Here is a 26,958-nt window from a genome sequence, read left to right on the forward strand (position 1 = left end):
GGCGGGGTCAGGCCGCGGCGACGCCGGTCGCCTCGAGCGGCTCGCGGAGCGCGCACGCGTCGGCGAGCGCGCCGAGGAGGGCGGGCAGCTGGTCGCGGTCGGCGCCCGCGTCCTCCGGGTGCCACTGGACGCCCGTGACGGGGGCGGACTCGTGCTCGACCGCCTCCGGCACGCCGTCCGGCGCGACGGCCACGACGCGCAGCCCGGCACCGGGACGGTCGACGGCCTGGTGGTGGGCGCTTCGGACGACGAGGTCGGTGGATCCGAGGGCGTCGGCGAGGCGGCTCCCGGCGGCGATGCGCACGTCGTGGTCGCGCATGACGGCCGTGATGTCCGTGGCCTCGTTGCGGTGCCCGCCCACGCCCTCGATGTGCTGCTGCAGGGTGCCGCCGAGCGCGACGTTGACGATCTGGGCACCGCGGCAGATGCCCAGCAGCGGGGTGCCCTCGGCGACGGCCCGGCGGACCAGCGCGATCTGCCCGGCGTCCGCGACCTCGCGGTGGGGGGAGCGGCCCTCGTACTCGGCGGGTCCGCCGTAGAAGCGCGGGGCGACGTCCTCGCCGCCCATGATCACCACGGCATCGGCCTCGCGGGTGCGGGCGAGCAGCGACTCGACGCCCTCGTCCTCCGCGGCGATGTTCTCGACCAGCCAGCCCGCGGCGTCGGCCACCTCGGCGACCCGCGCGTTGAGGCCCTGCACGAGCGCGTTGTAGGCGGCGGCCTCGGGACGGGATCGGGTCACCTGCACGACGGCGAGGCGGCGGAGGGGGGCGGGCATGGATCCAGTGTGCGGCCTCACCGGCGCCGCCGCACGTCGCGCGTCATCTGCCGCAACACGCGTCGTCGAGCGGCGCCCGGCGGGGTCAGGGCCAGACGAGCGTGTGCGTCCACGAGCCGTCGGCGGCCGCGCGGTACATGATCCGCAGCTGGCCGTGGTCCTCGGTCGCCTGCCAGAACTCGACCGTCGTCGGCTGGAGGACGTAGGCCTGCCACGACTCCGCGACCAGCTCGGGATCCGCGTCCACGGCCTCCCGTGCGCGGGCCACGCGGGCGTCGCGCTCCCGGGCGTCGGGCATCGGCTCGCTCTGGTCGCCCGCGATGACCTCGGCGCGCGACGCGGGATGCCGGGCGAGGAAGTCGCGCTCGCTGACCTCGCGGTCGCCGTGGAAGACGGGACCCGTCGCGCGGACCTGCCGCCCCCGCTCCCGCCAGTACGCGACGAGCGCGGCACGCGGGTTCGCCTCGAGGTCGCGGCCCTTGGGGCTCTCGGCGAGGGAGGAGAACCACAGCGCGCCGGGCTCGTCGTCGACGGTGGGCGTCACGTCCTTCAGCAGGAGCGTGCGCGCGCTCGGGCGGCCGTCCGCGTCGGCGGTGGCGAGCACGACCGCGTTCGGCTCGGCCGCGTCGTGCGCGACGGCATCGCGGATCCACGCGATGACCAGGTCGATCGGGTCGTCCGGCAGGCGGGCCGGGTCGAGCTCGGGGAAGTCGTGCGGCTTCGGCTTCGCGCCCCTGAGGAGGTCGCGGACCGGGGTGGAGTCGTCGTCGTCTGCCATGGGCCGAGCCTAGGCCGCCAGGCTCCGCGCGCCCGGGAGGGGCGGCACGAGGACACGCGGGCGGCGCCCTCGGGCGACAGCGCACCGGCGCGGGGGCACATGATGCCCCATGCGGGGGCGCCTTCGACACGCTCCGGCGATCGGATTGGTCGATCCCCCACTGCTTTTTTCCAGTACCGGCGGACGTGGTCGACGGCGGTCGCTGCGGCTACCTTCGTCATCAGGCCCGCTCCCCCAGTTGGGCCCAGCACCACGCGGCGGGAACCCGGGACCCGTCCCGGGCCCGCCGCGTGTGTTCTCCGCCGTCCTCCGCCCCCCGCCCCACGCGGGCGTGCGTCGAGTCGAGACGGGCATCCGCCGGACCGCGACCGGATCCGGCTGCAGCCGACCGCCGTCCATGGACGCTCGACGCCGACGGGAGCGACGGACGCGACGCCGTCGGCACGGAGTCCACCGGCACGATGTCGGCTGTCACGATGTCGGCTGTCACGATGTCGGCTGTCACGACGACGGCCGGCGCGCGCTCCCCCGCGGACAGGGCCCGGACGCACGAGAGGCCGGCCCCGCGGACGGGACCGGCCTCTCACCGCACCAACACGGGATATGGGAAGGTGTGCCCCCAGGAGGATTCGAACCTCCGCCCCTGCCTCCGGAGGGCAGTGCTCTATCCCCTGAGCTATGGGGGCCAGGGTGCGCCGTGGCGCGGATCCAGGGTAGCACCGGCGGCGAGCCCCGCCGTGCCGCCCGTCCCGCGCCGCATTCCCTCCGCCGAGGAGACTCCCCGCTCCAGCACAGGCGCGGCACGCCAGGATGGTCCCAGGACGACCGCCGCGCCGCCCGGGCACGGCGGCCTCCCCATCCCCACGAGGAGATCACCCGTGAAGCTGTCCCGCATCGCCGCCGCCGCCACCGGCTTCCTGCGCACGTCCAAGGGCCAGGACGTCGGCCGCACCGCCATCGACAAGGTGTCCGGGTTCGCCGACAAGGCCACCGGCAGCAAGCACGCCGACAAGATCCAGAAGGCCCGCGAGGCCGCGGACAAGCAGCTCCGGAACCTCGGTCCCGACGGCGGCCGCGGCCAGGGCCCGACGCCGCCCGCGAACCCGCCCCGCCGCTGAGCGCCGGGAGCGTCGAGCTCACCCTGGACGCGGCGTCCGACGCCGCGGTCCGGGCGGCGTGGCGTGCGCTCGCGGACGCCGGCCTCCCGAGCCTCGCCGACCACGCCGGCCCGACGAACCGCCCGCACGTGACGCTGCTCGCGGCCGAGGGACTGGGCGGATCCGCGGACGACGCGCTCCGGGCGATCGGTGCGACGGGTCCGCTGCCGACAGTCCGGCTCGGCGGCCTGGTCGTCTTCGGGGTGCCCCCGCGCGGTCTCGTGCTCGCGCGGCAGGTCGTCGTCGACCGCGCCCTGCTGGACCTCCACGCCCGGATCCACGCCGCGGTCGACGCGGCGCCCCCCGGATCGGACGAGGACGAGGACCCGGATGACCGCGCCGCGGCCGAGGTCGTCCCCCACACCCGTCCCGGAGCCTGGACCCCGCACGTCTCCCTGGCGCTGCGCCTCACGGCCGAGCAGCTGGCGGAGGCGGTGACGGCGCTCGGGCGCATCGAGCCGGATGGCTCGCCGGCCGCGGGGCTCCGCCGCTGGGATCCCCGCGACCGCACCGTGCGGGACCTGGCGTGACCCGGACGGGCGCCGCCCCCACGACCACCGCACGGCACCCGGCCGCTAGCCTGAGGGGAGCACGACCTTGAGACGACGGAGGAGTCGCATGCCGCGGTCCGCGAGATTGCTGGGGGCCGCGCTCGCGCTCGGCCTGTTCGGGGCCATGGTGCCCGTCGCCGCGCAGGCGACGGAGCCGGTCGACTTCGGCGGGGCGACGATCCTCGACCAGGTCGACGCGGTCACGTCCGCGCAGGAGCAGGAGATCCAGCAGGCGATCGACCAGCTGCGCGAGCAGACCGGCGTGACCCTGCACGTCGCCTACGTCGACACGTTCACGGGCGAGACGACGCCGCAGGCATGGGGCCGGCAGACCGAGCAGGCCAACGGCTTCGGCAGCTCGGACGCCCTCCTCGCGGTGGCCGTCGACGGACGGCAGTACGCCTTCCCGACCGGACAGGTGTCGGGCGACCAGGGGTCGTTCGAGGAGACTGTGATCGTCCCGCAGCTGCAGGAGGACGACTGGGCGGGCGCCGCCGTCGCCGCCGCGCAGGGCATGGAGTCCGTCGCGCAGACGGGCACCGTCGCCGAGTCCGGAACGGGCTCCAGCCCGACGACCGGCAACGCGTCCGGCATCGACTTCGGCCTCGTCCTGCTCTACGTGCTCGGCGCGATCCTCCTCGCGACCGTGGTCATGACGCTCGTCGGCCGTCGGAGGAAGCAGAAGGCCGTGGCCGCGAAGCGCCAGGAGGCGCTGGAGGAGATGCAGTCGGCCGACCAGCGCGCGGGCAGCATGCTCGTGCAGCTCGACGACGCGCTGGAGACCAGCGAGCAGGAGGTCGGCTTCGCGGAGGCGGAGTTCGGCGCCGACGCGGTCGGCCCCTACCGCGAGACGCTCGCGTCGGCGGGCGGGAAGGTCCGCGAGGCGTTCGCCCTCAAGCAGAAGCTCGACGACACGATCGAGGACACCGACGAGGAGCGGCGCACGTGGGCGGCGCGCATCGTGGAGCTGTGCGAGGAGGCCCGCGCCGAGCTCGACGCGCAGACGCAGTCGTTCGAGGAGCTCCGGGCGCTCGAGCAGAACGCACCCCAGACGCTCGCCGCCATCGTCACCGACGCCGAGGCGCTGAAAACGCGCATCGAGCGCACGCAGGAGGCCGTCGACCTCCTCGGGCGGCGGTACGCCGGGCCCTCCATGACGACCGTCACCGGCAACGTCGAGCAGGCGCGCTCCCTCCTCTCCTTCGCGACCGACACCGCGCAGGAGGCGGCCGCCTCCATCCGCTCCGGCGACAGCGCCTCCTCGGGCGGGCTCGCGGTCAAGGTGCGGGCGGCCCAGCAGGCGGTCGGCCAGGCCGGCAAGCTGCTCGACGTCGTCGACCGCGTCTCGTCGGACCTCGAGCACGCGTCCACGCGGGTGCAGGAGGAGATCGCCGACGTCCGCAGCGACATCCAGGACGCCCGCGACGCGCAGCGCGGCGGGCGCATGCCGGAGCTGACCCGCCTCGTGCAGTCGGCGGAGCAGGCCATCGCCGACGCGAAGCCGCTGCAGGGCCGGCTCGCAGACCCCCTCACGAGCGTCACCCTGCTGCAGGAGGCCGAGGCCCGGCTCGACGAGGCGCTCGCCCCCGTGCGCCAGCAGCAGGAGCAGGTGGAGCGCGCCGTCGGCTACCTGCCGCGCGCGCTGTCGACCGCCGAGAGCCAGGTGGCCACGGCGCGCGACTTCATCTCCACGCGTCGCGGCGCCGTCGGCGAGCAGGCGCGCACGCGCCTGGCGCAGGCCCAGCGCGCGCTCGACGACGCCCACGAGGCGGCCCCGCGCGATCCCGTGCGTGCCGTCGCCGCGTCGCAGGCGGCGACCGCGTACTCGGCCCAGGCCATCGAGGCGGCGCAGCGCGACCTCGACCAGGGCGGCGGCTACGGCGGCTACGGGGGCGGCATGATGGGCGGCCGCGGAGGCGGCGACGCGTTCGGCGGCGCCATCATGGGCGGCATCATCGGCGGCCTGCTGAGCGGTGGCGGCGGCGGCTGGGGAGGCGGCGGCGGATTCGGCGGCGGCAGCTTCGGCGGCGGGGGCGGCGGATTCGGCGGCGGCGGAGGCGGCGACTTCGGCGGGGGCGGCGGAGGCGACTTCTAGCGGCCCGGCACCACCCCGCACGCGCACGACCGGCGAGACACACGAGAACGAGAACGAGAGCGACCCATGATCAACCCATTCCGACGTAGCAGTAGACGAGAAGGAGCAGCACCCATGTCCAAGCAGTCCATCCTCGGCCGCATCGCCCAGCTCGCGAAGGCCAACATCAACAACCTCATCGACCAGGCCGAGGACCCCCAGCTCATGCTGGACCAGATGGTGCGCGACTACACGGAGAGCATCCGCGAGGCCGAGAGCGCCGTCGCCCAGACCATCGGCAACCTGCGGATGATCGAGGACGACCACCGCGAGGACGTCCAGGCCGCGGGCGATTGGGGCCGCAAGGCCCTCGCCGCGAGCCAGAAGGCGGACGAGTACCGGAACGCGGGCAACACCCCGAACGCCGACAAGTTCGACGCGCTCGCCCGCGTCGCGCTGCAGCGCCAGATGCAGTCCGAGAGCGAGGCGAAGGGCGCCGAGCCCACCATCGCGTCGCAGACCGAGGTCGTGGAGAAGCTCAAGCAGGGCCTCGACACGATGCGCGGCAAGCTGCAGCAGCTGTCGTCCAAGCGCGACGAGCTGAACGCCCGCCAGAAGACGGTGCAGGCGCAGTCGCAGGTGCAGGACGCCATGAAGAGCATCGACATCATGGACCCGACCAGCGAGGTCAGCCGGTTCGAGCAGAAGATCCGCCGCGAGGAGGCCCGCGTCCGCGGCGCCGAGGAGCTGCAGGCGTCGAGCCTCGACGCGCAGTTCGAGGAGCTCGAGGACCTCGGCGAGCTGACCGAGGTGGAGGCGCGCCTCGCCGCGCTCAAGTCCGGCGGATCCGCGCCGAAGCAGGTCACGTCGGGCGAGTAGCCCGCACCGCACCGCGGGCGCCGTCTCCTCCGGGGACGGCGCCCGCGGTCGTTCCCGCCGCTGCCGGAGCTGGGAGCCGGGTGCACGTGCGGAATGCGCGGTCCGGACCGCCGGTTCCCCTCCCCATGACCACCATCGGAATCATCGGCGCCGGACTCATCGGCAGCCAGCTCGCCCGCCTGTTCACCACCACCGGCCACGACGTCGTCATCGCCAACTCGCGCGGCCCGGAGACGCTCGCCGACCTGATCGCCGAGCTCGGCGAGCACGCGCGCGCCGCGACCGTCCCGGAGGTCGCCGAGGCGGGCGAGATCGTCGTCGTGACGATCCCGCTGAAGAACATCGACACCGTCCCCGTCGCCCCGCTCGCCGGCAAGGTCGTCATCGACACCGACAACTACTACCCGGAGCGCGACGGCCACATCGCCGAGCTCGACGACGAGACCACGACGACCGCGGAGATGCTGCAGCGGCACCTGCCCGAGTCGAAGGTCGTCAAGGCGTTCAACCACATCTACGCGGCCGACCTCACCACCGACGGCACCCCCGCGGGCACCCAGGGTCGCCGCGCGCTCGTCATCGCGGGCGACGACGCCGAGGCGAAGGCCGCGGTCACCGGGATCCTCGACTCGTTCGGCTACGACGCCGTCGACGCGGGTCCGCTGGCGGAGGGCTGGCGCATCCAGCGCGACACCCCCGGCTACGGCCCGAAGCTCGACGCGGCCGGCCTCCGGACCGCCCTCGCCGAGGCGAAGCGCTACCGCGACATGTAGTCCTCCCTCCTCCCTCCCGACGATGCCCGTCGCCCGCGATCCCGACCGCGGGCGGCGGGCATCGCCATGTCCGCCGCCGCACGCGATACTGAGGGTGTGCCCGCCTCCTTCGTCGTCGTCCCCCAATGGCAGGGCTCGGGCTCGTCCCGCGCCATGAGGCTCGCGGACGGCGCCGAGGCGATCCGCGGCGACCTGCCCGCGTCCGCCACCCGCGTCGTCGAGGTGCCCGTCGAGGCGGGCGAGTCGCTCGGCACGGGCGTCCTCCGCTACGCGTCCCTCCTCGCGGTGCGCACGCGCCAGGAGGCGGCGCTGCAGGCGGCCTCCGCCGCGGCGTCCGGCCCGCTCGTCACCATCGGCGGCGACTGCGGCGTCGAGGTCGCGTCCATCGGCCACGCGGCCCGCGCGCACCCCGGCCTCGCGGTCCTCTGGCTCGACGCGCACGCCGACCTCAACACCCCCGCCTCCTCGCCCTCCGGCGCCTTCCACGGCATGGTGCTCCGCGCCGTCCTCGGGGAGGGCGTCGACGGGCTGGAGCTCCCGGCCGGCGCCGTCACGGCCGACCGGGTCGTGCTCGCGGGCGTCCGCGCCCTCGACGACGCCGAGTCGGACCTCGTGGACTCCCGCGGGATCGCGCTCGTCGGTGCCGACGCCGTGGGTCCCGAGGCCGTCGTCCGGGCCCTGCGCGCCACCGGGGCCACCGACGTCTACGTGCACGTCGACCTCGACGTGCTCGACCCGGGCGGCATGTCCGGCGTCGGCTACCCCGAGCCGTTCGGGCCGGACGTCCAGGCCGTCACCGAGACCATCAAGGCGCTGCGGCGGTCGTTCGGCCTCGCCGGCGCGGGCATCACCGAGTTCGCCCCCTCCTCCCCCGCCGCGGCGGTCGACGACATGGGCACGGTCCTCCGCATCATCGGGGCGCTGACCGGGCCCGTCTGATCCGCCGCCCGGCTGCGAGGTCCCGGACGGGAGGTCGCGGTCGGGCGCCCGCCCTGCGAGTCTGGGACGGAACCGACGAGGAGACCGCTGTGACCGACGACGCCCGCACCGCATCCGCCCCCGACCGCTTTCCCGCCACCGGCCCCGGGGACGCACCTTCCAGCACGACCGCCGACGACGCGCCCCGCGTGCGGGTCGAGCGGCGGGGGCACGTCCTCCTCATCGGGCTCGACCGGCCTGCCAAGCGCAACGCCGCCGACATGCGGATGCTCCGCGAGCTGGCGAGCGCCTACGGCCTCCTCGCCCGCGATCCGGAGCTGCGCGTCGGCGTGGTGCACGCCATCGGCGACCACTTCACGGGCGGCCTCGACCTCGCCGACGTGGCCCCGCACATCGGACGCGGCCCGGGCGGCGGGCTCGAAGCCGTGCCCGACGACGGCGTCGACCCGTGGCAGGTGAGCGGACCCGCCGTCGGCAAGCCCGTCGTCCTCGCGGTGCAGGGCACGTGCCTGACCCTCGGCATCGAGCTCGCCCTCGCGAGCGACGTGGTCGTCGCGGCCGCCGGCACGCGGTTCGGGCAGATCGAGGTGGCGCGCGGCATCCTGCCCTTCGGCGGCGCGACGCTCCGGTTCCCCGCCGTCGCGGGCTGGGGTGACGCCATGCGCTGGATGCTCACCGGCGACCTCTTCGGCGCCGAGGAGGCCCGGCGCATGCGGATCGTGCAGGTCGTCGTGCCCGACGGCGAGCAGCTCGCGGCGGCCGTGGCCATCGCCGAGCGCATCGCCGCGCAGGCGCCGCTCGCCGTGCAGGCCACCATCCGGAACGCCCGCACCGCCCTCCGCGAGGGGCCGGACGCGGCCGCCGCCGCGCTGCCGGCGGAGCTCGTGCGACTGGCCGGTTCCGAGGACGCGGCACGCGGCATGCGCGCGGCGGCGCTGCGGGAGCCGGCCGAGTTCCTCGGACGCTGATCCGCCCACCGACCGGCGACCGGAGCTGCCGGGGGCCGGGAGCCGGCTGAGTTCCTCGGACGCTGATCCGCCCACCGACCGGCGACCAGGGCTGCCGGGGGCCGCGAGTAGGGTCGGGACCATGACCTCCTACGACCTCATCGTCATCGGTGCCGGCCCCGTCGGCGAGAACGTCGCCGACCGCGCGAAGCAGGGCGGGCTCTCCGTGCTCGTCGTCGAGTCCGAGCTCGTCGGGGGCGAGTGCTCCTACTGGGCCTGCATGCCGAGCAAGGCGCTGCTCCGCTCCGGCAGCGCCCTCCGCGCGGCCCGCGCCGTGGCCGGATCCCGCGAGGCGGTGACTGGCGACCTCGACGTGGCCGCGGTCCTCGCGCGCCGCGACTCGTTCACGAGCTCCTGGTCGGACGAGGGCCAGGTGAGCTGGCTCGAGGGCATCGGCATCGACCTCGCCCGCGGGCACGGCCGCCTCTCCGGTCCCCGCCGGGTCACGGTCACGGCGCCCGACGGATCCACGGTGGAGCACGAGGCGACGCACGCCGTCGCCGTCTCCACGGGCACCGCCGCCCTCCTCCCCGACATCCCGGGCCTCGCCGAGGCGCAGCCGTGGACGAGCCGCGAGGCGACCAGCGCCGAGGTCGTCCCGGAGTCGCTCGTCGTCATCGGCGGCGGCGTGGTCGCGGCCGAGATGGCCACCGCGTACGCGTCGCTCGGCAGCGCCGTCACCATCGTCGCCCGCAGCGGGCTGCTCACCGGACAGGAGCCGTTCGCCGGCGAGCTCGTGGCCGACGCCCTCCGCGGCATGGGCGTGGACGTGCGCCTCGGCGCATCGCCCTCCCGCGTCACGCGCGACGGGGACGTGGTGCAGGTCGAGCTCGAGGACGGGTCCGCCGTCACGGCCGCCGAGGTCCTGGTGGCCACGGGGCGCACGCCGCGCACCGAGGACCTGGGGCTCGACACCGTGGGGCTCGAGCCGGGCGCCTACCTCGACGTCGACGACACCATGCTCGTGACGGGCGACGTCAACGCCGGATCGCCGTGGCTCTACGCGGTCGGCGACGTCAACCACCGGGCGCTCCTCACGCACCAGGGCAAGTACCAGGCACGCGCCGCGGGCGAGGTCATCGCCGCGCGCGCGACCGGCGGCACCGTCGACGACTCGCCCTGGGGCGTGCACGTCGCGACGGCCGACCACCGCGCGGTCCCGCAGGTCACCTTCACCGACCCCGAGGTCGCGAGCGTCGGGCTCACGGCGAAGGCCGCGGAGGACGCGGGCCTCCGCACCCGCGTCGTCGACTACGACCTCGGATCAGTCGCGGGCTCGAGCCTCCACGCGGACGGCTATGCCGGGCAGGCGCGCATGGTGGTCGACGAGGACCGCGGCGTGATCGTCGGCGTCACGTTCGTGGGCCCCGACGTCGCGGAGCTCCTGCACTCCGCCACGATCGCCGTCGTCGGCGAGGTGCCCCTCACGCGCCTGTGGCACGCGGTGCCCTCCTACCCGACCGTCAGCGAGGTGTGGCTGCGCCTGCTCGAGACGTACGGGCGGCCGACCGCGTGATCCGGTCCGCCCTCGGCGCCGTGGCCGGCGCGGTCCGCGGCGTCCTGCTCGACTCGCCCGTGTCGCGCGCGGGCAGCGGCGTCGCGACCGCGGTGGGGCTCGTCGTCGGCCTGCCGCTCAGCACGGGCGAGGTGCGCCGTCACGGCGACCTCATCGTGCTCACGGGCCTCCCGTCCTGGGTCTTCGGCCGCGGCGGCACGTGCGTCGGCCGCGTCTACCTCACGCGGGACAACGCCGGCCCGGCGGTGCTGGAGCACGAGGCGGTGCACGTCGTGCAGTGGCGCCGGTACGGGCTCCTGATGCCGGCGCTGTACTGGTGGGCCGGGCGGGATCCGCTCCGCAACCGGTTCGAGATCGAGGCGGGGCTGGAGAAGGGCGGCTACCGGTGACCGGTCCGCTCGACGGCCGCACCGTCGTCATCACGGGCGCGAGCTCCGGCATCGGGCGCATCGCCGCGCGCGAGCTGCACGACCGCGGCGCCGACGTCGTCGTGGTCGGGCGCGATCCCGAGCGCACGCGCGGCATCGCCGCGGAGCTCGGCGCGCGCCATGTCCTCGCCGACATGGACCGGCTGCAGGACGTGCGCGCCCTCGCGGCGACGCTCCTCGAGACCTGCCCGCGGATCCACGTGCTCGCGCTCAACGCCGGCAGCCTCGTGCCGCGGCGCGCGATGACGGTCGACGGGCACGAGACCACGTTCCAGCGCAACGCCCTCGCGCCCTTCCTGCTGACCCGCCTCCTCCTGCCGCGGCTCGAGCAGACGCAGGACGGCCTGCGCGGCGCGGAGAGCCCGGTGCGCGTCATCGGGACGGCGAGCCGCGCGAACCTGTGGGGACGCGTCCGCCTCGACGACCTCGACTGGCGGAAGCGCCCGTGGCTCGGCGGCTGGCAGGCGTACGGCACGTCGAAGGCGATGATGATCCTCATCATGCGCACCCTCGCCGAGCGCGTCGGCCCACTCGGCATCGAGGCGTGCTCGTTCCATCCCGGGCTCGTGCGCACGTCGTTCGGCGCCGACAGCACCGTGATGAGAGCGCTGCTCGCGCTCTCCATGGGCGCATACGGCATCTCGGCCGAGGCGGGCGCCGTGCCGCTCGTGCAGCTGGCGTCGGTGCCGGACCTCGCGGCGCCGAACGGCACGTACTTCGACCAGCTCACGCCCGACGGCAGGACGACGGCGCACGCCGCCGACCGGCGCCTCGGCCGTGAGCTCTGGGCCGCTCTGGAGCTCGCCTCCGGGACCGACGGGGATCCGGTCCGCGACTGAGGGCTCCGCGCGTGCGGGGCGCGCACCGGGAGCTCCGGCGGGCTCAGATCGTCGCGAGGAGGTGCAGCAGGTCGTCGTGCCCGCCGACGTGGCCGCCGAGCAGCACGCTCACCTCGGTGACCGGGTGCTCGTCGGAGATCGGCGCGGCGAACACCATCATCTCGCTGGCCCACGCGCCGACGGCCCGCGCGACGGCGACCATGGGCTCGGCGGGCGCGCCGTCGGCCCCCCGGCCGGCGCGCGAGATGACCGTGACGACCATGCGCGGCGGGTGCGCGAGCCGCACGTCGACCGAGGCGTCCGGCACCTCGACGAACACGCTGCCCCGCGTGCACATGGGCAGGACCGCGAGCGCGGCCTGCGCCTCGGCGAGGCCGGACTCGTCGGTGACGAGCAGGACCTGCCGCTTGGTGCCCTTCGCGGTGCGCGAGCGGGTCGCCCCGGCCACGGTCAGGACCCCTCGGCGGCGCCGCGGCGCCAGTAGCCCATGAACGCGACCTGACGCCGGTCGATGCCGGTGTCGCGCACGAGGAAGCGGCGCATGGCCTTGATGCAGCCCGACTCCCCGGCGAGCCACGCGTAGAGCGTCGAGCCCTCGTGGACGACCGGAGCGTCCCACACGATGGCCTCCGCGTCGTCCTCCGCGAGCGCCTGCTCCGCGTCGGCGAGCGCGACCTCGGGGGTGGGGATGGCGCCGACCTTCACGTGGCAGTCCACCCAGTGGCGCACGGCCTCCTCGAGGCGGGAGCCGTTCGGTCGTCCGTCGCGCGGGAGCCAGGTGAGGTTGACGCCCTTCGGGACGCGCACCTCGAGGCGGTCGCCCGTGACGGGGACCTCGATGAAGGCGCAGCCCACGGCGTCCTCCGGGAGGGAGGAGAGGATGTTGCAGATCGCGGGCGCGGCCGTCTCGTCGCCCGCGAGGAGCAGCGAGCGCGCGTGCCCGGGGTGCCACTCGATGCCGAGGCCGCGCGCGGTGCTCAGGGCGTCGGGGCCGATGAGCACGATGTCGTCGCCCACCCGGGCGGCGCCCGCCCAGCGGGACGCGGGCCCCATGTCGCCGTGCAGCGCGAAGTCCACGTCGACCTCGCCGAGCTCGCGGCGGACCGCGCGGGAGGTGTAGGTGCGCAGCGGGTTGCGCTCCGCGTCCGGCAGCGCACGCCACCAGGCGAACCAGTCGTCGCCGCCGACGCCCGACAGGTCGGGCAGGCCGTGCTCGGCGACGGGCAGGAGCAGCTTGATGCGCTGGTCGAGGCACTCGTCGCCGAAGTCGCGGAGGTCGTCGCCCTGGAACGTGATGCGGAGGAACGTGGGGCTCAGGCGCTCGGTGCGCGCGACGCGGGCCGCGAAGGGGCGGTAGGCCGGGCGCTCCGCCTCGGGCGCCGGGACGGCCGCCGGTTGCTCCTCGACCACGGGCTCCACGTCGGCGGTGCTGCTGGCGAGGGTCGCGGAGGAGGTAAGCACAGCCTAAGTATGGCATGCCTTACCTCAGCGGTCGAGGGCATCCGCCCGGTCCGGGGCCGGATCCACGGGAGGATGTCAGGGTGATCGCCCCCGTCCTCGTCGCCGTATTCGTGGGCGCCGTGGCGCAGCGCGTGACGGGCCTCGGGTTCGCCCTCGTGGTGGCGCCGGTGCTCGTGATCCTCCTCGGGCCCTTCGACGGCGTGATGATCGTGAACCTGTGCAGCGTGCTGTCGGCCGGCCTCATCCTCGCCAGCGCGGTCCGCGACGTGGAGTGGCGGCGGTACCTGCTGCTCGCCGGCCCCGCGGTGGTGGGCATCGTGCCGGGCGCGCTCCTCGCCTACCTGCTGCCGGAGCCCGCGCTCGAGATCGGCATCGGCTGCCTGCTCGTCGCGGCGCTGACCACCTCCCTCGCCCTCCGGCGGACGAGCCGCGTCATCGACGGACCCGGCGTGATGGCGGGCTTCGGCTTCGCGGCGGGCGTGATGAACGCCGCGGCGGGCATCGGCGGTCCGAGCGTCAGCGTCTACGCGGTCGTGAGCCGGTGGGAGCAGCGCGGGTTCGCGGCCACGCTGCAGCCGTTCTTCCTCACGACGGGCGCGGTGTCGCTCATGACGAAGCTCGTCCTCGCGCCGGACCGGTGGCCCGACCTCGGCGCGGCCGCGTGGATCGGGATCGTCGTCACCCTCGTCGCCGGCGTCGGCGCGGGCACGCTGCTCGCACCGCGGATCCCGACCCGCGCCGCCCGCGCCGCCGTCGTGGTGCTCGCCTTCGCGGGCGCGGTGACGGCCATCGTGAAGGGCGTCGCCGGGCTGGTCTAGCCCGCGGCGCGGATGCCGACCCGCGCCGCCCTCACCACTGCGGCGGGTGCCGCCGCAGCCAGCCGAGGCGGCGCTCGAGCTGGCGCCCGATCGCGAGCAGCGTCGCCTCCCCGCCCGGCCGGCCGACGAGCTGGACGCCCATGGGCAGGCCGTCGTCGGTGAGGTGCACGGGCAGCGTGATCGCCGGGAGGCCGGTGACGTTCGCGAACGACGTGTACGGCGTGTAGCGCACCTGCTGCGCGAAGTTCCGCTCGCCGTCCTCCGCGTCGTACCAGCCGAGCGGTCGCGGCTCCATGGCGAGCGCCGGCGTGAGCACGGCGTCGACGTGCGCGAACTGCGCGATGACGCTCCGCTCGAACGCCGTGAGCTGCGCGAGCGCGCGCGCCAGGTCGCGGGCGGAGAGCGCGCGGCCCCGCTCCACGAGCCAGCGCGTGAGCGGCTCGAGGAGCTCCAGGTCGGCGCCCTCGGCGGGGATCCCCGCGGCGCCGGCCTGCCAGATCGTGCGGAACGCCGGGGCGTACGTGGGATCGGGCGCGAGGGCCAGGTCCTCGAGGCCGTGGCCGACGTCCGCGAGCTCGCGCACGGCGACGGCGAGCGCGTCGCGGGCGGAGGGGTCGAGGACGATCTCGTACGCGTCGTCCCACGGCGAGGTGGTCATGACGCCGATCTGGAATCGGCCCTCGCCGCGGACGGCGGCGCCCAGCAGGTCGCCGTCGCCGTCCTCGGGCGCGCGCAGGGTGAACGGGTGCGGGATGCGGCCGTTGACCCGGCCGATCATCGCGTCGAGCAGCATGGCCGCGTCGGCGACCCCGCGGGCGAGCGGGCCGGGGACGACGAGCCCGGCGAGGGACTCCAGGCCGGACTGCGCGGGCACGAGGCCGCGGGAGGGCTTGAGGCCCACGAGGCCGGTGGCGGCGGCGGGGATGCGCACCGATCCGCCGCCGTCGGTGCCGGGCGCGAAGGGCAGGAGGCCCGCGGCGACCGCCACCGCCGCTCCCCCGCTCGACCCGCCGGCGCCGCGGGCGGTGTCCCACGGCGTGCGCGCGGGCGGCGCGACGAGTCCCTCCGTGTAGGAGGGCAGGCCGAACTCCGGCGCGCTCGTCTTCCCGAGGCTGATGCCGCCGGCGTCGTCGAGGGCCTGCGGGATCGGGTCGGTGCGCTCCGAGACGTGGTCGCGGAAGAGACGCGAGCCGAACGTGGTGCGGACGCCCGCGCGCTCGGAGAGGTCCTTGTCGCCGAACGGGAGGCCCCACAGCGGCGCGGTGCGCGGCACCTCGCGCTCGACGTGGCGGGCGCGCGCGAGGGCGCGGTCGGCGGTGACGGTGGTGAAGGCGCCGAGGCCGGGATCCAGCCGCTCGATGCGCTCGAGGTAGTGCGTGACGAGCTCGGTCGGGGTGACCTCGCCGCGCTGGAGCTGGTCCCACTGGTCCTGTGCGCTGAGGTGGTGGAGTTCGAACACCGCTCCAGGGTAGGCCGGGAGGCGGCCCGTCCGACCGGCGCCGGACGCGCGGACGGGGCGGGTGCCGGTCGTCCGGCACCCGCCCCGTCCGTCACGGACGCGCGCGCGTCAGCGGCGCGCGGCCGCCGATGCGCGACGGCGGAACGCGACGAGCGCGAGGCCGAGTGCGAGCGCGGCGAGCGAGGTGCCGAGGACGGGGGCCGCCTCGGATCCGGTCGCCGCGAGGGTCGGCTCCGTGCTCGGCGCCGGGACGACTCCCGTGCCCGACGGGACCACGGACCCGGCCGCCGTGTCGAGCGCGTAGAGCACCGAGGCCCCCGTGCTCGGGAGCAGGAACGCGAGCTGGTGCGCACCCGGCGCGAGGTCGGCCGGGACGGTGAAGCGCACGCTCGCGCGCCCCTGCTCGTCGGTCGTGTCGACCACGGCGGCGTCGATCGGCGTCCGCGCGACCTCCTCGCCGTCGATGAGCGTCACGACCTCCGTGTCCTGCACGGGCGCGTTCGAGACCAGCAGCGACGAGAGCTCGTAGGTGCGCTCCTGGCCGGCCGCCGGACGGGCGCCCGTGGTGTCGACGATCCCGATGGACCGCGTCGCCGAGTCCGGGTCGACGGGCGAGAACTCGGTGATGTGGTCGACGAACGCGGTGAGGTCGACGCGGCCGGAGTCGCTCTGCTCGGTGGTGTTCGCGAGCTCCGTGAAGTTGTCGCCGCCCTCCGCGAGGAAGCTGTTCGCGACCATCGTGAAGACGCGCGCGGGATCCACCGGCTCGCCCTGGAAGAACACGCCCGTGATCCGCTCGCCGCGCGCGGCCGTCGGGTCGTACGTGTAGGTCAGGTCGCGCGAGAGCCCGAGCTTGAGGAACGGCCGGGACGAGCCCTCGGGCTGCCACTGCTGCTCGAGCACGGCCTTCACGCCCGCGCCCGTGATCCGCGCGACCGTGAGCGTGTTGGCGAACGGCTGCACGATGGCGGCCTCCTTGTAGGTCACCTCGCCCTCGGAGTCGCCGGCGCCCGAGGAGGCGACGGTGAGGTCCTGGCGGATGCCGCCCGGGTTCATGAACGCGATCTCGGTGCCCAGGTCCTCCTGGGTCGCCCACAGCTGCGCGTCGGCGACGAGGTTGCCGATGGTCGACTCTCCGCCGCGGTTCTCGGCGCCGTCCGACTGGCGGGCGCGCGTGATGTCGCCCGAGATCTCGCCGACCGTGCGGCTGCCGATGACCTCGGCCTCCGCGACCGCCTCGTCGACGATGCGCTGCACCGCGGGATCCGCCGGGAACGCCGGCTCGCCCTCCGCCGTGAGCAGCGGAACGAGCTCCGAGGAGATGGAGGTGAGCGCCTTCGTGGCGGGGTCGACCGTGAGCGACAGGTGCCCGAGGTTGGTGCCGTAGCTGCCGGTCTGGAGCACGGGCAGCGGCAGCGCCCTGCCGGCGACGGGCAGCTCGTAGTCGTAGCCGAGGTGCGTGTGGCCGGAGACCACGGCGTCGACGTCGGCCTGGACGCCCGTGACGATGCGACCGAAGACCGAGTCGTCGGTGAGGGCGGACTCGTCGGAGGTGGACGCGCCCTCGTGCACGACGAGCACGACCACGTCGGCCTCGCCGTTCGCGTCGTCGCCGTCGCGGAGAGCGCGGGCGGTCGCGGTCGAGGAGTCGACGACGCTGCCGACGTCGAGCGTGGCGAGGCCGGCCGGGCTCACGAGCTCGGGCAGGGACTCGGTCGTGGCGCCGACGAAGGCGACGCGCACGCCGCCGATCTCCTGCACGTCGTAGGCCGCGTAGGCGTGCTCCGTCGTCCCCTTCTCGTACAGGTTCGCGGAGATGTACGGGAAGTCGGACGCGGGGACGACGCGGTCGTCGACGTCGTCCCGGCCCTGGTCGAACTCGTGGTTGCCGAGCGTCGACACGGACACGCCCATGGCGTTCAGCGCGGCGAGCGTGGGCTCGTCCTGCTGCGAGAGCGACGTGAAGGTGCTCGCGCCGATGTTGTCGCCCGCGGAGATGAGCGTGCTGTTCGGGTTCTCGGCCTTCGCCTGCTGGAACGCGCCCGAGATGACGGCGGCGCCCGCGGTGGACGACGTCGTCTCCAGGCGGCCGTGGAAGTCGTTGATGGAGTAGACGTCGATGGCGACGTCGCCCTCCGCGGCGGACGCGGGCGCGGCGCCGAGACCGAGGACCGCGGTGGCGGAGAGGCCCGCCACGACGGCGAGGGCGCCGGAGCGCGCGGCTCCGGACGGGCGGCGGGTGGGGGCAGGGCGCATGCGGGACATCCTCGTTCGTAGGCGGCGGTGACCAATACCTTACGGAGCTTGGGTTTCCATGGGGTCAACGCGCGCATCCCCTCGGAGGGCCGTCATCTCCGGCGCCGTCCGCCGGCCACCGGCGGCGTCAGCCGCGCACGAGGCCGGCGAGCTCCGCGCGCGTGGACGCGCCCATCTTCCGGAGGAGGTTGGCGACGTGGAACTTCACGGTGTTCTCGCTGATCCCGAGGGAGGCGGCGATGGCGCGGTTGCGGGATCCGGCGGCGACCAGGGCGAGCACCTCCCGCTCGCGGGCGCTGAGGCCCGCCTCCCCCGCGGCGTCCAGGCCGGCCGCCGGCGCGTCGAGCGGGAGTCGCACGGCGATCTCGGAACCCCAGCCGGGCGTCGCGGTCACCTCGAGCGTGCCGTCGAGCGCGGCCACGCGGTCGGTCAGGCGACGGAGCGCGTCGAGGTCGGCGGTCGTGGAGCCCGCGCCGTCGTCGCGGATCCCGACCAGGAGGTTGCTGCCGTCGCAGTCCCACTGGATGCGCACGCGGGTGACGTCCGGCTCCTCCACGAGCGCGAGCACGGCGCCGCGCACGATGGCGCGCCCCGCGTGCGCGACCTCGCCGGGGAGCGCGCGTCCGTCGACCGGCGGCTCCACGAACTGCACGTCGAGGTCGCGGAACCGCACGAGCGGGCGGAGGTCGTCGCGGAGCCGCGCGAAGGCGCGCGCGACGGGCTCCTCGCCGAGCGACCGGTCGCGGTCGGATGCGGCGCGGAGCTCCACCATGGCGTTGGTGGCGAGCTCCGCGGCGGTCTGGCGCGCGGCCGCGTCGCCGGTGCGGGAGGAGCGCAGCACCGCGAGCAGCGACTCGAGGGTGGTCGCGTGCGCGTCGCCGAGCTCGGCGACGACCCGGGCGCGCTCCGAGGAGACGGCCCGTGCCTCGGCGAGGTAGGCGGGCGGGGCCGCGGCGACCTGCTGCCGGATCCCGTGCGCGACGCTCCGCCACAGCGCGCGCACCAGCTCGCGGGTGCCGGGCACGTCGCCGTCCGCGGCCGCGGGGTCCACGAGCACGAGGAGCGCGCCCGTGTCGGCCCGCCACGCCGCCACCGTGCGGGGCCGGCCGCCCACCGGGTGCTCGACGGCCCAGGCGCCGCCGCGATCCGCGCCGTCGAGGCTCGCGAGGATCCGGTCGAGCTCGGCGATGGTGACGTTCTCCACCACCTCCGCCTCGCCCGCCTTCTTGCGCGGACGGCCGGTGCAGTCCTCGGTGAAGATCACGAGCGCGCGGTGCGCGACCACGGGCTGCAGCAGTCCGGACAGCGCCTCCGCCACCTCCTGCAGCGGCGCGGCGAGCGCATCGTGCAGCCCGTCGAGGAGCGCGACCGGGAGGAGCCGCGGGAGCTCGGCGGGGCGGGCGACAGGGTGGGTGCGGGAGACCATCCCGCCACCGTACGCCCACCCCATCCGGCGTCCCGGCGGGCTCCGCCCACTCGGACGGGTAGGTGGATCCATCCGTCGGGTGGGCGGCGCGCGCGGCCGGGGAGGGGCACGATCGTCACGTGACCGACTCGACGACCGCCCCCCGTCCGATCGGCGACGCCCCCGTCGACGTGGCCGCCGCCCTCCGCCTGATCTCCGAGGAGGGCACGCGCGTCGCCCAGGCGCTCGCCGGCCCCGACCTCGCCGCCCGTCTCGACGAGGCCGCGCGCGAGGTCCGCGCGGGCCGCCGCGTCCTCACCCTGGGTGCGGGCCGCTCCGGGCTCGCCCTGCGGATGACCGCCATGCGGTTCATGCACCTGGGCCTCGACGCGCACGTGGTCGGCGAGGCCACCTCGCCCGCCATCGAGCGCGGCGACGTGCTCGTCGTCGCGAGCGGATCCGGCACCACGACCGGCATCGTCCGCGCCGCCGAGACCGCCCGCGACGTGGGCGCCCGCATCGTCGCGCTGACGACCGCCGAGGACTCGCCGCTCGCGGACCTCGCGGACGTCGTCGTGCTGATACCGGCAGCCGCCAAGCAGGACCACGAGGGCACGCTCTCGGCGCAGTACGCCGGCGGCCTGTTCGAGCTCAGCGTCGCCCTCGTCGGCGACGCGGTGTTCCACGCGCTGTGGCAGGCGTCGGGCCTCTCGGCCGACGACCTGTGGCCGCGCCACGCGAACCTCGAGTGACCATCGGTCGCCCGATCCCCCACGAACGCACCACGACAGGAAGAGGAACCGCATGAAGCTCCAGGTAGCCATGGACGTGCTCACCATCGCCGACGCTCTCGAGCTGGCCGGCAAGGCCGCGCCGCACGTCGACATCATCGAGCTGGGCACCCCGCTCATCAAGGCCGAGGGCCTCTCCGCCATCACCGCCATCAAGGAGGCGCACCCCGACAAGATCGTCTTCGCCGACCTGAAGACGATGGACGCCGGCGAGCTGGAGGCCGACATCGCGTTCTCCGCGGGCGCCGACCTCGTCACCGTCCTCGGCGTCGCGGGCGACAGCACCATCGCCGGTGCCGTGAAGGCCGCCCGGAAGCACGGCAAGGGCATCGTCGTCGACCTGATCGGCGTCCCCGACAAGGCGAAGCGCGCGAAGGAGGTCACCGAGCTCGGGGCCGAGTTCGTGGAGATGCACGCGGGCCTCGACGAGCAGGCGGAGGACGGCTACACGTTCGGCGACCTGCTCGAGGCCGGCACGGCGTCCGGCGTGGCGTTCTCGGTCGCGGGCGGCGTGAAGCCCGGCACCATCGGCGACGTGCAGGACGCGGGCGCGGTCGTCGCCGTGGCCGGCGGCGCGATCTACTCGGCCGACGACCCGGCCGCGGCCGCCGCGGAGCTGCGGGCCGCCATCCGCTGACGCACCGCATCACCCGGGCGCCGCGCACCCCGTCCTCGGACGGTGCGCGGCGCTCGTGCGTCCGGCGGCGGCGCGGCGACGCGGCTCAGCGGAGCGCGGCCAGCACCCCGAGCTCCTCGGCGCGCGTGAGACCGGATCGTCGGTGCCGCTCGAGCCCGCGCGCCCGCTCGTCGTCGAGCACGTCCCGCACGGTCTCGGCCAGCGGGCGTCGGCGCGACCCGAGGGCGCGGATCCCCGCGTCGCTCCGGGCGGTGAGCGCCGCGGCGTCGCGGGGCAGCCACAGCGGCAGCGAGCGCGGCCCCGCCCAGTGCCGGACATCCGCGTCGGCCAGCTGCGCGTCGGTCGCGACGACCCGTTCGCCCGTGGATCCTGCCGCCTCCGCCGCGAGTTCGAGCACGTCCGCGAGCGGCACGCTCTCCCCGACCGCGTCGACGACGCCGTCGATCCGCCGCGCGCCCACGTCGACCACCAGGTCGGCGAGATCCCGGGCGTCGATGACCTGGGCGCGCCGTCCGGCGGCGTCGGACAGGAGGAGGGGCCCCTCGCCCGCCAGCGCGGCGCGTGCGGGCCAGTAGCCGAACCGGTCGCTGTCGTCGCCCGGCCCGACGACGAGCCCGGGCCGCACGATCATCCGCCGTCCCGCGAGCGCCGCGGTGACGGCGCGCTCGGCCGCGGCCTTCGCCTGGCCGTAGTCCTCGAGGTCCACCGGCTCGACCACCGCCGCCGTCTCGTCGTCGCCGGGCCGGGCGGGCGCGGCGTAGACCGAGACGGTGCTGACCAGCGTCCAATGGCGGGCCCGGTCGGCGAGCGCCGCGACGGCCGCGCGGGCGTGCTCCGCGGAGGAGGTGAGGTCGACGACCTCGTCCCATTCCGCGCCCGCGACGGCCGCGTAGGCGTCGGCGCGGTCGCGGTCGGCGCGCACGAGCCGCGTGCCGTCGGGGGCATGGCCGCCCGTGCCGCGGGCCAGGCACGTCACCCGGTCCCCGCGCGCCGCCAGGCGTCCCGCGACGAGGCCGCCGATCCACGCCGTGCCGCCGAGCACCAGCACGTCCCGCGGGGCGGGCGCCGCACCCGACGCGTCGGCGCGCACGGCGGCGCCGCTCACGATCCGCTCGGCGGTGCCGGCTTCCCCGGGCGCACCGCGGCCGTGTCGGCCACGTCGATGCGGCGCACGCCGTCCTCCTGCTCCGTCACGTCGACGCGGGGGTCCGCGTCGGACTCCACCGCCTTCGGCGCCGTCGTCAACTGCTCGTGCCGCTCCTCGTCGAAGCTCCGGTCGTCGTGGTCCTGCTGCATGCGTCGCGCCTCTCGTCCCGTCCACCGTACGCGGCGCGGGTCGACCGCCGGGGCCGGGCCGCCCGCCCGCCCGCCGCCGCCGCCGACCCTCGCGCTCCTGCGGCGCCCCTCCGCCGCCCGCCCTCCGCGGCGCCCCTCCGCCGCGCGCCCTCCGCCGTCGGGGGGATCCGCCTCCCGGCGCCCCCGCGTACCGTGGCGGCATGAGCGCACAGGAGCCGACCCCCGACCTCCCCCCGACGTCACCGCCGTCGTCACCGCCGTCCGCGCCGCCCTTCGCGCCGCCGGTGTCCGCGGGAGACACCGGGGGGCCCGCCGCCCCCGCCGCTCCCGCCGGCTGGTCGGGCGCCCCGGCCGTCCCGACCCTGCCGCCGCTCCCGGAGCGTCCGCCGGTGCCGTACCACCACGGCCTCCGCGACACGGGCGGGCCGTGGCGCGGCATCGTCGCGATCCTCCTCGGCGCCGTGGCGTTCTTCGGCTTCTCGCTCGTGTTCGGCGGCATCGCCTTCGCGATCGAGGCGTTCCGCGGCCGCATCGACCTGGAGGACCCGGCGTCCCTCACCACGATGACGCCGATCATCCTGCTCGCCACGAACCTGTCGCTCGCCGCCCTCATCCCGGTGTCGATGCTCCTGCAGCGCTGGCTGTTCGGCGTCCGCATGGGCGCGCTGTCCTCCATCGCGGGCCGCTTCCGCTGGCGCTGGCTCGGCCGGGTCGCCCTCGTGATGGTGCCCGTGTTCCTCGTCTACATCGGCGTCACGTTCGCGCTCGACCCCTCGGGCGAGATCCGCGTCGACGGGGAGGTCGTCACGTTCCTCGCGATCGTGCTCCTCACGACGCCCCTGCAGTCGGCCGGCGAGGAGTACGGCTTCCGCGGCCTCGTGCAGCGCTCGGCCGGCTCCTGGTTCCGCAGCACCCGCGTCGCGCTCGTCGTCGGCGCGATCCTCTCCAGCGCGCTGTTCGCGCTCGCGCACCTCGCCGAGGACCCCTGGCTCATCGCCTACTACTTCGTCTTCGGCATCGCGGCGACCATCTCCGCCCGCCTCACCGGCGGCCTCGAGGCCCCCGTGCTCATCCACGCGCTCAACAACACGCTGCTGTTCATCCCCACCGTGCTGCTCGGCCAGATGTCGGAGAGCTTCGACCGCAGCGCCGGCACCGGCGGCCCGTTCATGCTGCTGCCGATGGCCGTCGTGCTCGGCTCGGCGCTGCTGACCGGCTGGTGGGCCCGACGTCACCGCGTGGAGACGACGGCGCCTCGCCCGCTCACGGCGAAGGAGGTCCGCCGGGAGCAGGAGCGGGCGTGGTGGGAGCAGGAGCGGCAGCGCCAGGCGTCGCTCGCCGCATGGCCCGCGCCCACCGACCCGGGGACTCCGCGGGCTTGAGCGTCAGCTGCATGGTGACGGTGCCGAGCCAGCGCCCGAACTTCCAGCCCACGCGGCCCATGCGCCCGCTCTCCGTGAAGCCCAGGGAGGCGTGCAGCCGGATGGAGGCGTCCGCGCCCTGGTCCGCGATGACGGCGATGACCTCGCGGAGGCGCGCCTCGCGGCAGGCCTCCACGAGCGCCTCCAGGAGCGCCCGCCCGAGCCCCTTGCCCGTGGACGCGGCGCCGAGGTAGATCGAGTCCTCCACCGTCGTCCGCGACGAGCGCCGTGCGCCGACCGGCTCGACGAGCGCGTAGCCGAGCACCTGCCCCGACGGGGAGACGGCGACGAGGAACGGCATCCCCATCCGCTCGAGCTGGCCGAACCGGCCGCGCCACCGGGCGAGCGTCATGCGGGTCTCGTCGAACGTGACGGTGCTGTTCATGACGTAGTGGTTGTAGATCTCGCGGATGTCCGGGAGGTCGGAGCTCGTCGCCCGGCGGATCTCGTAGCTGAACCCGGGCACGGGCGGAGCGGGCTTCCGGAGGTGGGCGGGCAGGCGCCGCCGGGTCTGGTATTCCTCCTCGAGCATGCCTGGATCCTACGGGGACCGGGGCGCGCGCGACCGGCGGGCGTCCAGGCGCGGAGGCTACGGCCGGGTCGGCTCAGAGCCGCCAGTCGACCGGATCCGCGCCCTGCTCCGCGAGCAGCGCGTCGGCCCGGCTGAACGGCCGCGACCCGAGGAAGCCGCGCGACGCCGACAGCGGGCTGGGGTGCACGGAGAGGATCGACGGCACGGGCGCGAGCAGCGGCGCGAGCGAGCCCGCGTCCTTGCCCCAGAGGATCGCCACGAGCGGGCCGCCGCGCGCCGCCAGCCCGCGGATCGCGCACTCGGTCACGGCCTCCCAGCCCTTCCCGCGGTGCGACGCGGGCGCACCGGGCCGGACCGTGAGCACCCGGTTCAGCAGGAGCACGCCGCTGCGCGTCCAGGCCGTGAGGTCGCCGTGGTCGGGGATGGGGATCCCGAGGTCGTCCCGCAGCTCCCGGTGGATGTTGGCGAGGCTGCGCGGCACCGGCCGCACGTCGGGATCCACGGCGAACGACAGCCCCACGGGATGCCCCGGCGTCGGGTACGGGTCCTGGCCCACGATGAGCACGCGCACGTCGGCGAGCGGCTGCTGGAACGCCCGCAGGACGCGGTCGCCCTCGGGCAGGTAGGGCCGTCCGGCGGCGACCTCGCCGCGGAGCCACTCCCCCATCCGCGCGATGTCGTCGGCGACGGGGGCGAGCACGTCGGCCCAGCCGGCGTCCATGAGCCCGCGCTCGACGAGCTGGGGCAGGGTCAGCGCCACGCGCCGGGGGTCAGGACGCGCCGGCGGAGCTGACGGTGACGCCGGTCTCCGAGCCGATGACCGACCAGACGCTGCCGCGCCCGACGACGACCAGCTGGCCCTCGCCGACGATGAGCACGGTGCCCTCGTCGATGGCGACGCCGCCCTCGACCAGTCCCGCCTCGGTCGCCGCGATGAGGCGCGTGAGGGTGCCCCACTGCGCCGCGTGCACGTCGACCGCGACGTCGATGAGGCCGATGCCCTGCTCGACCGTGACCTCGTCGAGGTCCTCGCTGGCGTCCTCCTGCACGACCTCGACGTCGCCGATCCGCCAGCCGCCGACGATGGCGGTCTCGGCGGCCACCGCGGCGCCCGCGGAGAAGCCGGCGTAGGGCACGCCGGCGGTGACCTGGCGGCGGATCTCGCCGAAGACGGGCTCGAGCGCCTGGCGGTACGCGGGGGTCAGGCCACCGCCGACGACGATGCCGTCCACGTCCTGCAGCTGCGCGACCTGGATGGACCCGCCCTCGGGCGCGAGCACCGCGACGGGCTCGCAGGGGCCGGCGGCGCGCAGGGCCTGCGCGTAGCGGTCGAACTCCTCGGCGCCCAGGCCGTCGTGGACGAGGACCACGGCGATGCGGGCCGGCTCCAGCCGGGCGGCATCGGTCGCCCTCGTCGTCGCCTCGGACAGGAACCGCGCGAGGAGGGGGGTGTCGTCATCCGACAGGCCGCCTCCGACCAGGTGAACACTCACCCCTCGACGGTACAGGGCCGAGCCCGGCAGCGCGTCCGGTCCGGGGCCCGCCGCCGCCGCCTCCGCGGCGGTCGGACGCCCGCCGGGGCAAGAAGAAAGCCCGGCACCTCCGTGAGGAGGTGCCGGGCTGTACGTGACCCCAACCGGATTCGAACCGGTGTTACCGCCGTGAGAGGGCGGTGTCCTAGGCCGCTAAACGATGGGGCCGTTTTCGCAACTCGTCGAGTATGCCACAGCGCGCACAGCCCGCCAAATCGAGCCCCGACCGGGTCGGATCCGATGCGCGCGCGGGGCTCGCCGCACCCCAGCGGCACCCCCGATCGCCGCTCCCGGGCGCCCCCGCGTCCCGGGTTTGCCCTGGCCGCCCGGACGGTGTTGGCTCCACTCATGCGATTGACGAAGCTCGAGCACGCCGCCCTGGTCCTGGAGATGAGCGGACGGAAGCTCTTCATCGACCCGGGCTCCTTCACCACCCCCATCACCGAGGCGATGAACGCCGACGCCATCGTCATCACGCACGAGCACCCCGACCACTGGACCCCGGAGCAGCTGAAGCGGATCCTCGACAAGAACGAGGGCGTCCCCATCTACGCGCCGGAGGGCGTGGCCGCCGCCGCCGCCGACTTCGACGTGACCGTCGTGCACGCGGGCGACACCATCGCGGTCGGGTCGTACACGCTGCGGTTCTTCGGCGGCGCGCACGCCGTCATCCACGAGTCGATCCCCGTGGTCGACAACCTCGGCGTGCTGGTCAACGGCACGCTCTACTACGCGGGCGACTCCTTCGTCGTCCCCGAGGGCGTCGACGTCGACCTCCTCGCGGCCCCGGCGGGCGCCCCGTGGATGAAGATCAGCGAGTCCATCGACTACGTCCTCGCCGTCGCGCCGCGGCGCGCGTTCCCCACGCACGAGATGGTGCTCTCGGCCGCCGGCAAGGCCATGTCGAACGGGCGGCTGCAGTGGGCGACCGAGCAGGGCGGCGGCGAGTTCCACGCCCTCGAACCCGGCGATAGCATCGACCTCTAGGCCCTGTTCGGGCTCTCGAGGAGCGGACGCGGGGTCATTCGGCATGGACGGACTCGCCGCGGCGTCGCTCATCATCGAGTTCCTGACCTGGATCGCGCTCGTCCCCGGCGTCCTCCTCTACGTCGCCGGCCTCTCCATCCGCGTGGTCGGCCGGCGCTGGACGGCCACCGAGGGTCTCGTGGCCGAGCGTCCGGCGGATCCCGACGCCCCGGGGTCCGCGCCCACGCGCGTCCTCCGCTGGTTCGACGGCGACGGCGACGTGCACGAGGCCCCCGCCGACACGCACGAGACGCGCGACCTCCCCGCGGGGTCGGATGTGCGCGTGTGGTTCGCGCCGCGCTCCCCGTGGCGCGTCCGCACGCACGCCCCCGAGCTCGACGGCCGCGCCCTCCGCGTCACCGGGCTCGTGCTCATCGGCATCGGCGCGGCCGCGGCGGTCGCGGGCATCGTCCTGCTCTTCCTCGAGTAGGGGGCGCATCCCGGCCCGACCGCGCCTGGGCATCCGCCGCGTGGTCGGACGGGGCCCATGCGGACGTATAGGCTCGTCGTCGAAGGGGAGTACTCCCGTCCGGCGGTCGTGTCGTCAATACGGTCGGACCACTCCGACCCGTGCGGCCGGTTCCGCGAGCAGGGCTCGCGGGGTG

The 26,958-nt window shown here is 75.4% G+C and carries 28 protein-coding genes and 2 tRNA genes; 16 read left to right on the forward strand and 14 right to left on the reverse strand.

Annotated elements, in window-relative coordinates; genetic code table 11:
* Positions 1–7: 7 nt before the first annotated feature.
* From AC07VC_RS06120 to AC07VC_RS06130, 3 genes are all read right to left on the reverse strand, one after another.
* Positions 8–778: a gamma-glutamyl-gamma-aminobutyrate hydrolase family protein gene (locus AC07VC_RS06120; RefSeq protein ID WP_494675490.1), complete on the reverse strand. Its 771-nt coding sequence runs from the start codon at positions 776–778 to the stop codon at positions 8–10.
* Between the two features lie 85 nt (positions 779–863).
* Positions 864–1,556: a pyridoxine/pyridoxamine 5'-phosphate oxidase gene (locus AC07VC_RS06125; protein WP_494675489.1), complete on the reverse strand. Its 693-nt coding sequence runs from the start codon at positions 1,554–1,556 to the stop codon at positions 864–866.
* Positions 1,557–2,170: 614 nt separating this feature from the next.
* A tRNA-Arg gene (locus AC07VC_RS06130) sits at positions 2,171–2,242 on the reverse strand.
* Positions 2,243–2,434: 192 nt separating this feature from the next.
* Between AC07VC_RS06130 and AC07VC_RS06135 the strand changes: the two genes are divergently transcribed.
* The 10 genes from AC07VC_RS06135 (at position 2,435) to AC07VC_RS06180 (ending at position 11,719) form a co-directional block, all read left to right on the forward strand.
* Positions 2,435–2,674, forward strand: coding sequence for an antitoxin (locus tag AC07VC_RS06135; protein WP_104290854.1), 240 nt, complete (start codon positions 2,435–2,437; stop codon positions 2,672–2,674).
* 23 nt (positions 2,675–2,697) lie between these two features.
* On the forward strand, positions 2,698–3,243 hold the full coding sequence (locus tag AC07VC_RS06140) for a 2'-5' RNA ligase family protein (RefSeq protein WP_494724454.1): 546 nt from the start codon (positions 2,698–2,700) through the stop codon (positions 3,241–3,243).
* An 88-nt stretch (positions 3,244–3,331) separates the two neighbouring features.
* Positions 3,332–5,359: a TPM domain-containing protein gene (locus AC07VC_RS06145; RefSeq protein ID WP_494675488.1), complete on the forward strand. Its 2,028-nt coding sequence runs from the start codon at positions 3,332–3,334 to the stop codon at positions 5,357–5,359.
* A 114-nt stretch (positions 5,360–5,473) separates the two neighbouring features.
* Entirely contained in the window at positions 5,474–6,217 is a 744-nt protein-coding gene (locus tag AC07VC_RS06150; protein ID WP_086520663.1) for a PspA/IM30 family protein, read from the forward strand.
* Positions 6,218–6,342: 125 nt separating this feature from the next.
* Entirely contained in the window at positions 6,343–6,990 is a 648-nt protein-coding gene (locus tag AC07VC_RS06155; RefSeq protein ID WP_494675487.1) for an NADPH-dependent F420 reductase, read from the forward strand.
* 96 nt (positions 6,991–7,086) lie between these two features.
* A complete protein-coding gene (locus tag AC07VC_RS06160) occupies positions 7,087–7,929 on the forward strand; it encodes an arginase family protein (RefSeq protein WP_317230980.1) in 843 nt (280 codons plus the stop codon).
* Between the two features lie 89 nt (positions 7,930–8,018).
* On the forward strand, positions 8,019–8,897 hold the full coding sequence (locus AC07VC_RS06165) for a crotonase/enoyl-CoA hydratase family protein (protein ID WP_494675486.1): 879 nt from the start codon (positions 8,019–8,021) through the stop codon (positions 8,895–8,897).
* A gap of 121 nt (positions 8,898–9,018) precedes the next feature.
* Positions 9,019–10,452, forward strand: coding sequence for a dihydrolipoyl dehydrogenase family protein (locus AC07VC_RS06170; RefSeq protein ID WP_494675485.1), 1,434 nt, complete (start codon positions 9,019–9,021; stop codon positions 10,450–10,452).
* Positions 10,449–10,841 (forward strand): Fe-S oxidoreductase, encoded by a 393-nt coding sequence (locus AC07VC_RS06175; protein WP_494675484.1) that lies wholly within the window; start codon positions 10,449–10,451, stop codon positions 10,839–10,841. The genes AC07VC_RS06170 and AC07VC_RS06175 overlap by 4 nt, the downstream gene beginning before the upstream one ends.
* Positions 10,838–11,719, forward strand: a complete 882-nt coding sequence (locus AC07VC_RS06180; RefSeq protein ID WP_494675483.1) for an SDR family NAD(P)-dependent oxidoreductase — start codon at positions 10,838–10,840, stop codon at positions 11,717–11,719. The genes AC07VC_RS06175 and AC07VC_RS06180 overlap by 4 nt, the downstream gene beginning before the upstream one ends.
* Positions 11,720–11,762: 43 nt before the next feature.
* Here the strand turns inward: AC07VC_RS06180 and AC07VC_RS06185 are convergent, their stop codons facing one another.
* Both AC07VC_RS06185 and AC07VC_RS06190 read right to left on the reverse strand, forming a co-directional pair.
* Positions 11,763–12,167, reverse strand: a complete 405-nt coding sequence (locus tag AC07VC_RS06185; protein ID WP_317230143.1) for an SIP domain-containing protein — start codon at positions 12,165–12,167, stop codon at positions 11,763–11,765.
* Positions 12,168–12,169: 2 nt separating this feature from the next.
* Positions 12,170–13,129 (reverse strand): siderophore-interacting protein, encoded by a 960-nt coding sequence (locus AC07VC_RS06190; RefSeq protein WP_494676552.1) that lies wholly within the window; start codon positions 13,127–13,129, stop codon positions 12,170–12,172.
* A 131-nt stretch (positions 13,130–13,260) separates the two neighbouring features.
* Here AC07VC_RS06190 and AC07VC_RS06195 point away from each other — a divergent pair, with 131 nt between their 5' ends.
* Positions 13,261–13,998: a TSUP family transporter gene (locus AC07VC_RS06195; protein ID WP_317230141.1), complete on the forward strand. Its 738-nt coding sequence runs from the start codon at positions 13,261–13,263 to the stop codon at positions 13,996–13,998.
* Between the two features lie 31 nt (positions 13,999–14,029).
* Here the strand turns inward: AC07VC_RS06195 and AC07VC_RS06200 are convergent, their stop codons facing one another.
* The 3 genes from AC07VC_RS06200 to AC07VC_RS06210 form a co-directional block, all read right to left on the reverse strand.
* Positions 14,030–15,457, reverse strand: a complete 1,428-nt coding sequence (locus AC07VC_RS06200; RefSeq protein ID WP_494675482.1) for an amidase — start codon at positions 15,455–15,457, stop codon at positions 14,030–14,032.
* Positions 15,458–15,565: 108 nt separating this feature from the next.
* A complete protein-coding gene (locus AC07VC_RS06205) occupies positions 15,566–17,713 on the reverse strand; it encodes a bifunctional metallophosphatase/5'-nucleotidase (RefSeq protein ID WP_494675481.1) in 2,148 nt (715 codons plus the stop codon).
* Between the two features lie 127 nt (positions 17,714–17,840).
* Positions 17,841–19,139: a LuxR C-terminal-related transcriptional regulator gene (locus AC07VC_RS06210; RefSeq protein ID WP_494675480.1), complete on the reverse strand. Its 1,299-nt coding sequence runs from the start codon at positions 19,137–19,139 to the stop codon at positions 17,841–17,843.
* Positions 19,140–19,258: 119 nt separating this feature from the next.
* Here AC07VC_RS06210 and hxlB point away from each other — a divergent pair, with 119 nt between their 5' ends.
* Both hxlB and hxlA read left to right on the forward strand, forming a co-directional pair.
* The gene (gene hxlB / locus AC07VC_RS06215) at positions 19,259–19,870 is read left to right on the forward strand and encodes a 6-phospho-3-hexuloisomerase (RefSeq protein WP_494675479.1); all 612 of its coding nucleotides are present in this window, start codon (positions 19,259–19,261) and stop codon (positions 19,868–19,870) included.
* A gap of 52 nt (positions 19,871–19,922) precedes the next feature.
* On the forward strand, positions 19,923–20,546 hold the full coding sequence (gene hxlA / locus AC07VC_RS06220) for a 3-hexulose-6-phosphate synthase (protein ID WP_104290842.1): 624 nt from the start codon (positions 19,923–19,925) through the stop codon (positions 20,544–20,546).
* Positions 20,547–20,631: 85 nt separating this feature from the next.
* On the opposite strand, the gene AC07VC_RS06225 is transcribed toward hxlA, so the two are convergent.
* Both AC07VC_RS06225 and AC07VC_RS06230 read right to left on the reverse strand, forming a co-directional pair.
* A complete protein-coding gene (locus AC07VC_RS06225) occupies positions 20,632–21,651 on the reverse strand; it encodes an NAD-dependent epimerase/dehydratase family protein (protein WP_494675478.1) in 1,020 nt (339 codons plus the stop codon).
* Positions 21,648–21,842 carry a multidrug transporter gene (locus tag AC07VC_RS06230; protein ID WP_494675477.1) on the reverse strand — a complete coding sequence of 65 codons (195 nt, stop codon included), beginning with the start codon at positions 21,840–21,842 and terminating at the stop codon, positions 21,648–21,650. The genes AC07VC_RS06225 and AC07VC_RS06230 overlap by 4 nt, the downstream gene beginning before the upstream one ends.
* A gap of 200 nt (positions 21,843–22,042) precedes the next feature.
* Between AC07VC_RS06230 and AC07VC_RS06235 the strand changes: the two genes are divergently transcribed.
* A complete protein-coding gene (locus AC07VC_RS06235) occupies positions 22,043–23,224 on the forward strand; it encodes a CPBP family intramembrane glutamic endopeptidase (RefSeq protein ID WP_494675476.1) in 1,182 nt (393 codons plus the stop codon).
* Here AC07VC_RS06235 and AC07VC_RS06240 read toward each other — a convergent pair.
* From AC07VC_RS06240 to AC07VC_RS06255, 4 genes are all read right to left on the reverse strand, one after another.
* Positions 23,106–23,795, reverse strand: a complete 690-nt coding sequence (locus tag AC07VC_RS06240) for a GNAT family N-acetyltransferase (RefSeq protein ID WP_317230693.1) — start codon at positions 23,793–23,795, stop codon at positions 23,106–23,108. The genes AC07VC_RS06235 and AC07VC_RS06240 overlap by 119 nt on opposite strands.
* A gap of 73 nt (positions 23,796–23,868) precedes the next feature.
* Entirely contained in the window at positions 23,869–24,555 is a 687-nt protein-coding gene (locus AC07VC_RS06245) for a uracil-DNA glycosylase (protein ID WP_494675475.1), read from the reverse strand.
* Positions 24,556–24,565: 10 nt separating this feature from the next.
* Positions 24,566–25,288 (reverse strand): Type 1 glutamine amidotransferase-like domain-containing protein, encoded by a 723-nt coding sequence (locus AC07VC_RS06250; protein WP_317230691.1) that lies wholly within the window; start codon positions 25,286–25,288, stop codon positions 24,566–24,568.
* Positions 25,289–25,422: 134 nt separating this feature from the next.
* Positions 25,423–25,495, reverse strand: a tRNA-Glu gene (locus AC07VC_RS06255).
* A 180-nt stretch (positions 25,496–25,675) separates the two neighbouring features.
* Between AC07VC_RS06255 and AC07VC_RS06260 the strand changes: the two genes are divergently transcribed.
* Both AC07VC_RS06260 and AC07VC_RS06265 read left to right on the forward strand, forming a co-directional pair.
* Positions 25,676–26,314 (forward strand): MBL fold metallo-hydrolase, encoded by a 639-nt coding sequence (locus AC07VC_RS06260; protein WP_494675474.1) that lies wholly within the window; start codon positions 25,676–25,678, stop codon positions 26,312–26,314.
* Between the two features lie 43 nt (positions 26,315–26,357).
* Positions 26,358–26,783, forward strand: a complete 426-nt coding sequence (locus tag AC07VC_RS06265; RefSeq protein ID WP_494675473.1) for a sortase — start codon at positions 26,358–26,360, stop codon at positions 26,781–26,783.
* The last annotated feature ends 175 nt before the right edge of the window (positions 26,784–26,958 follow it).

The sequence above is a fragment of the Clavibacter sp. GW821-FHT01D01 genome (assembly GCF_059422605.1).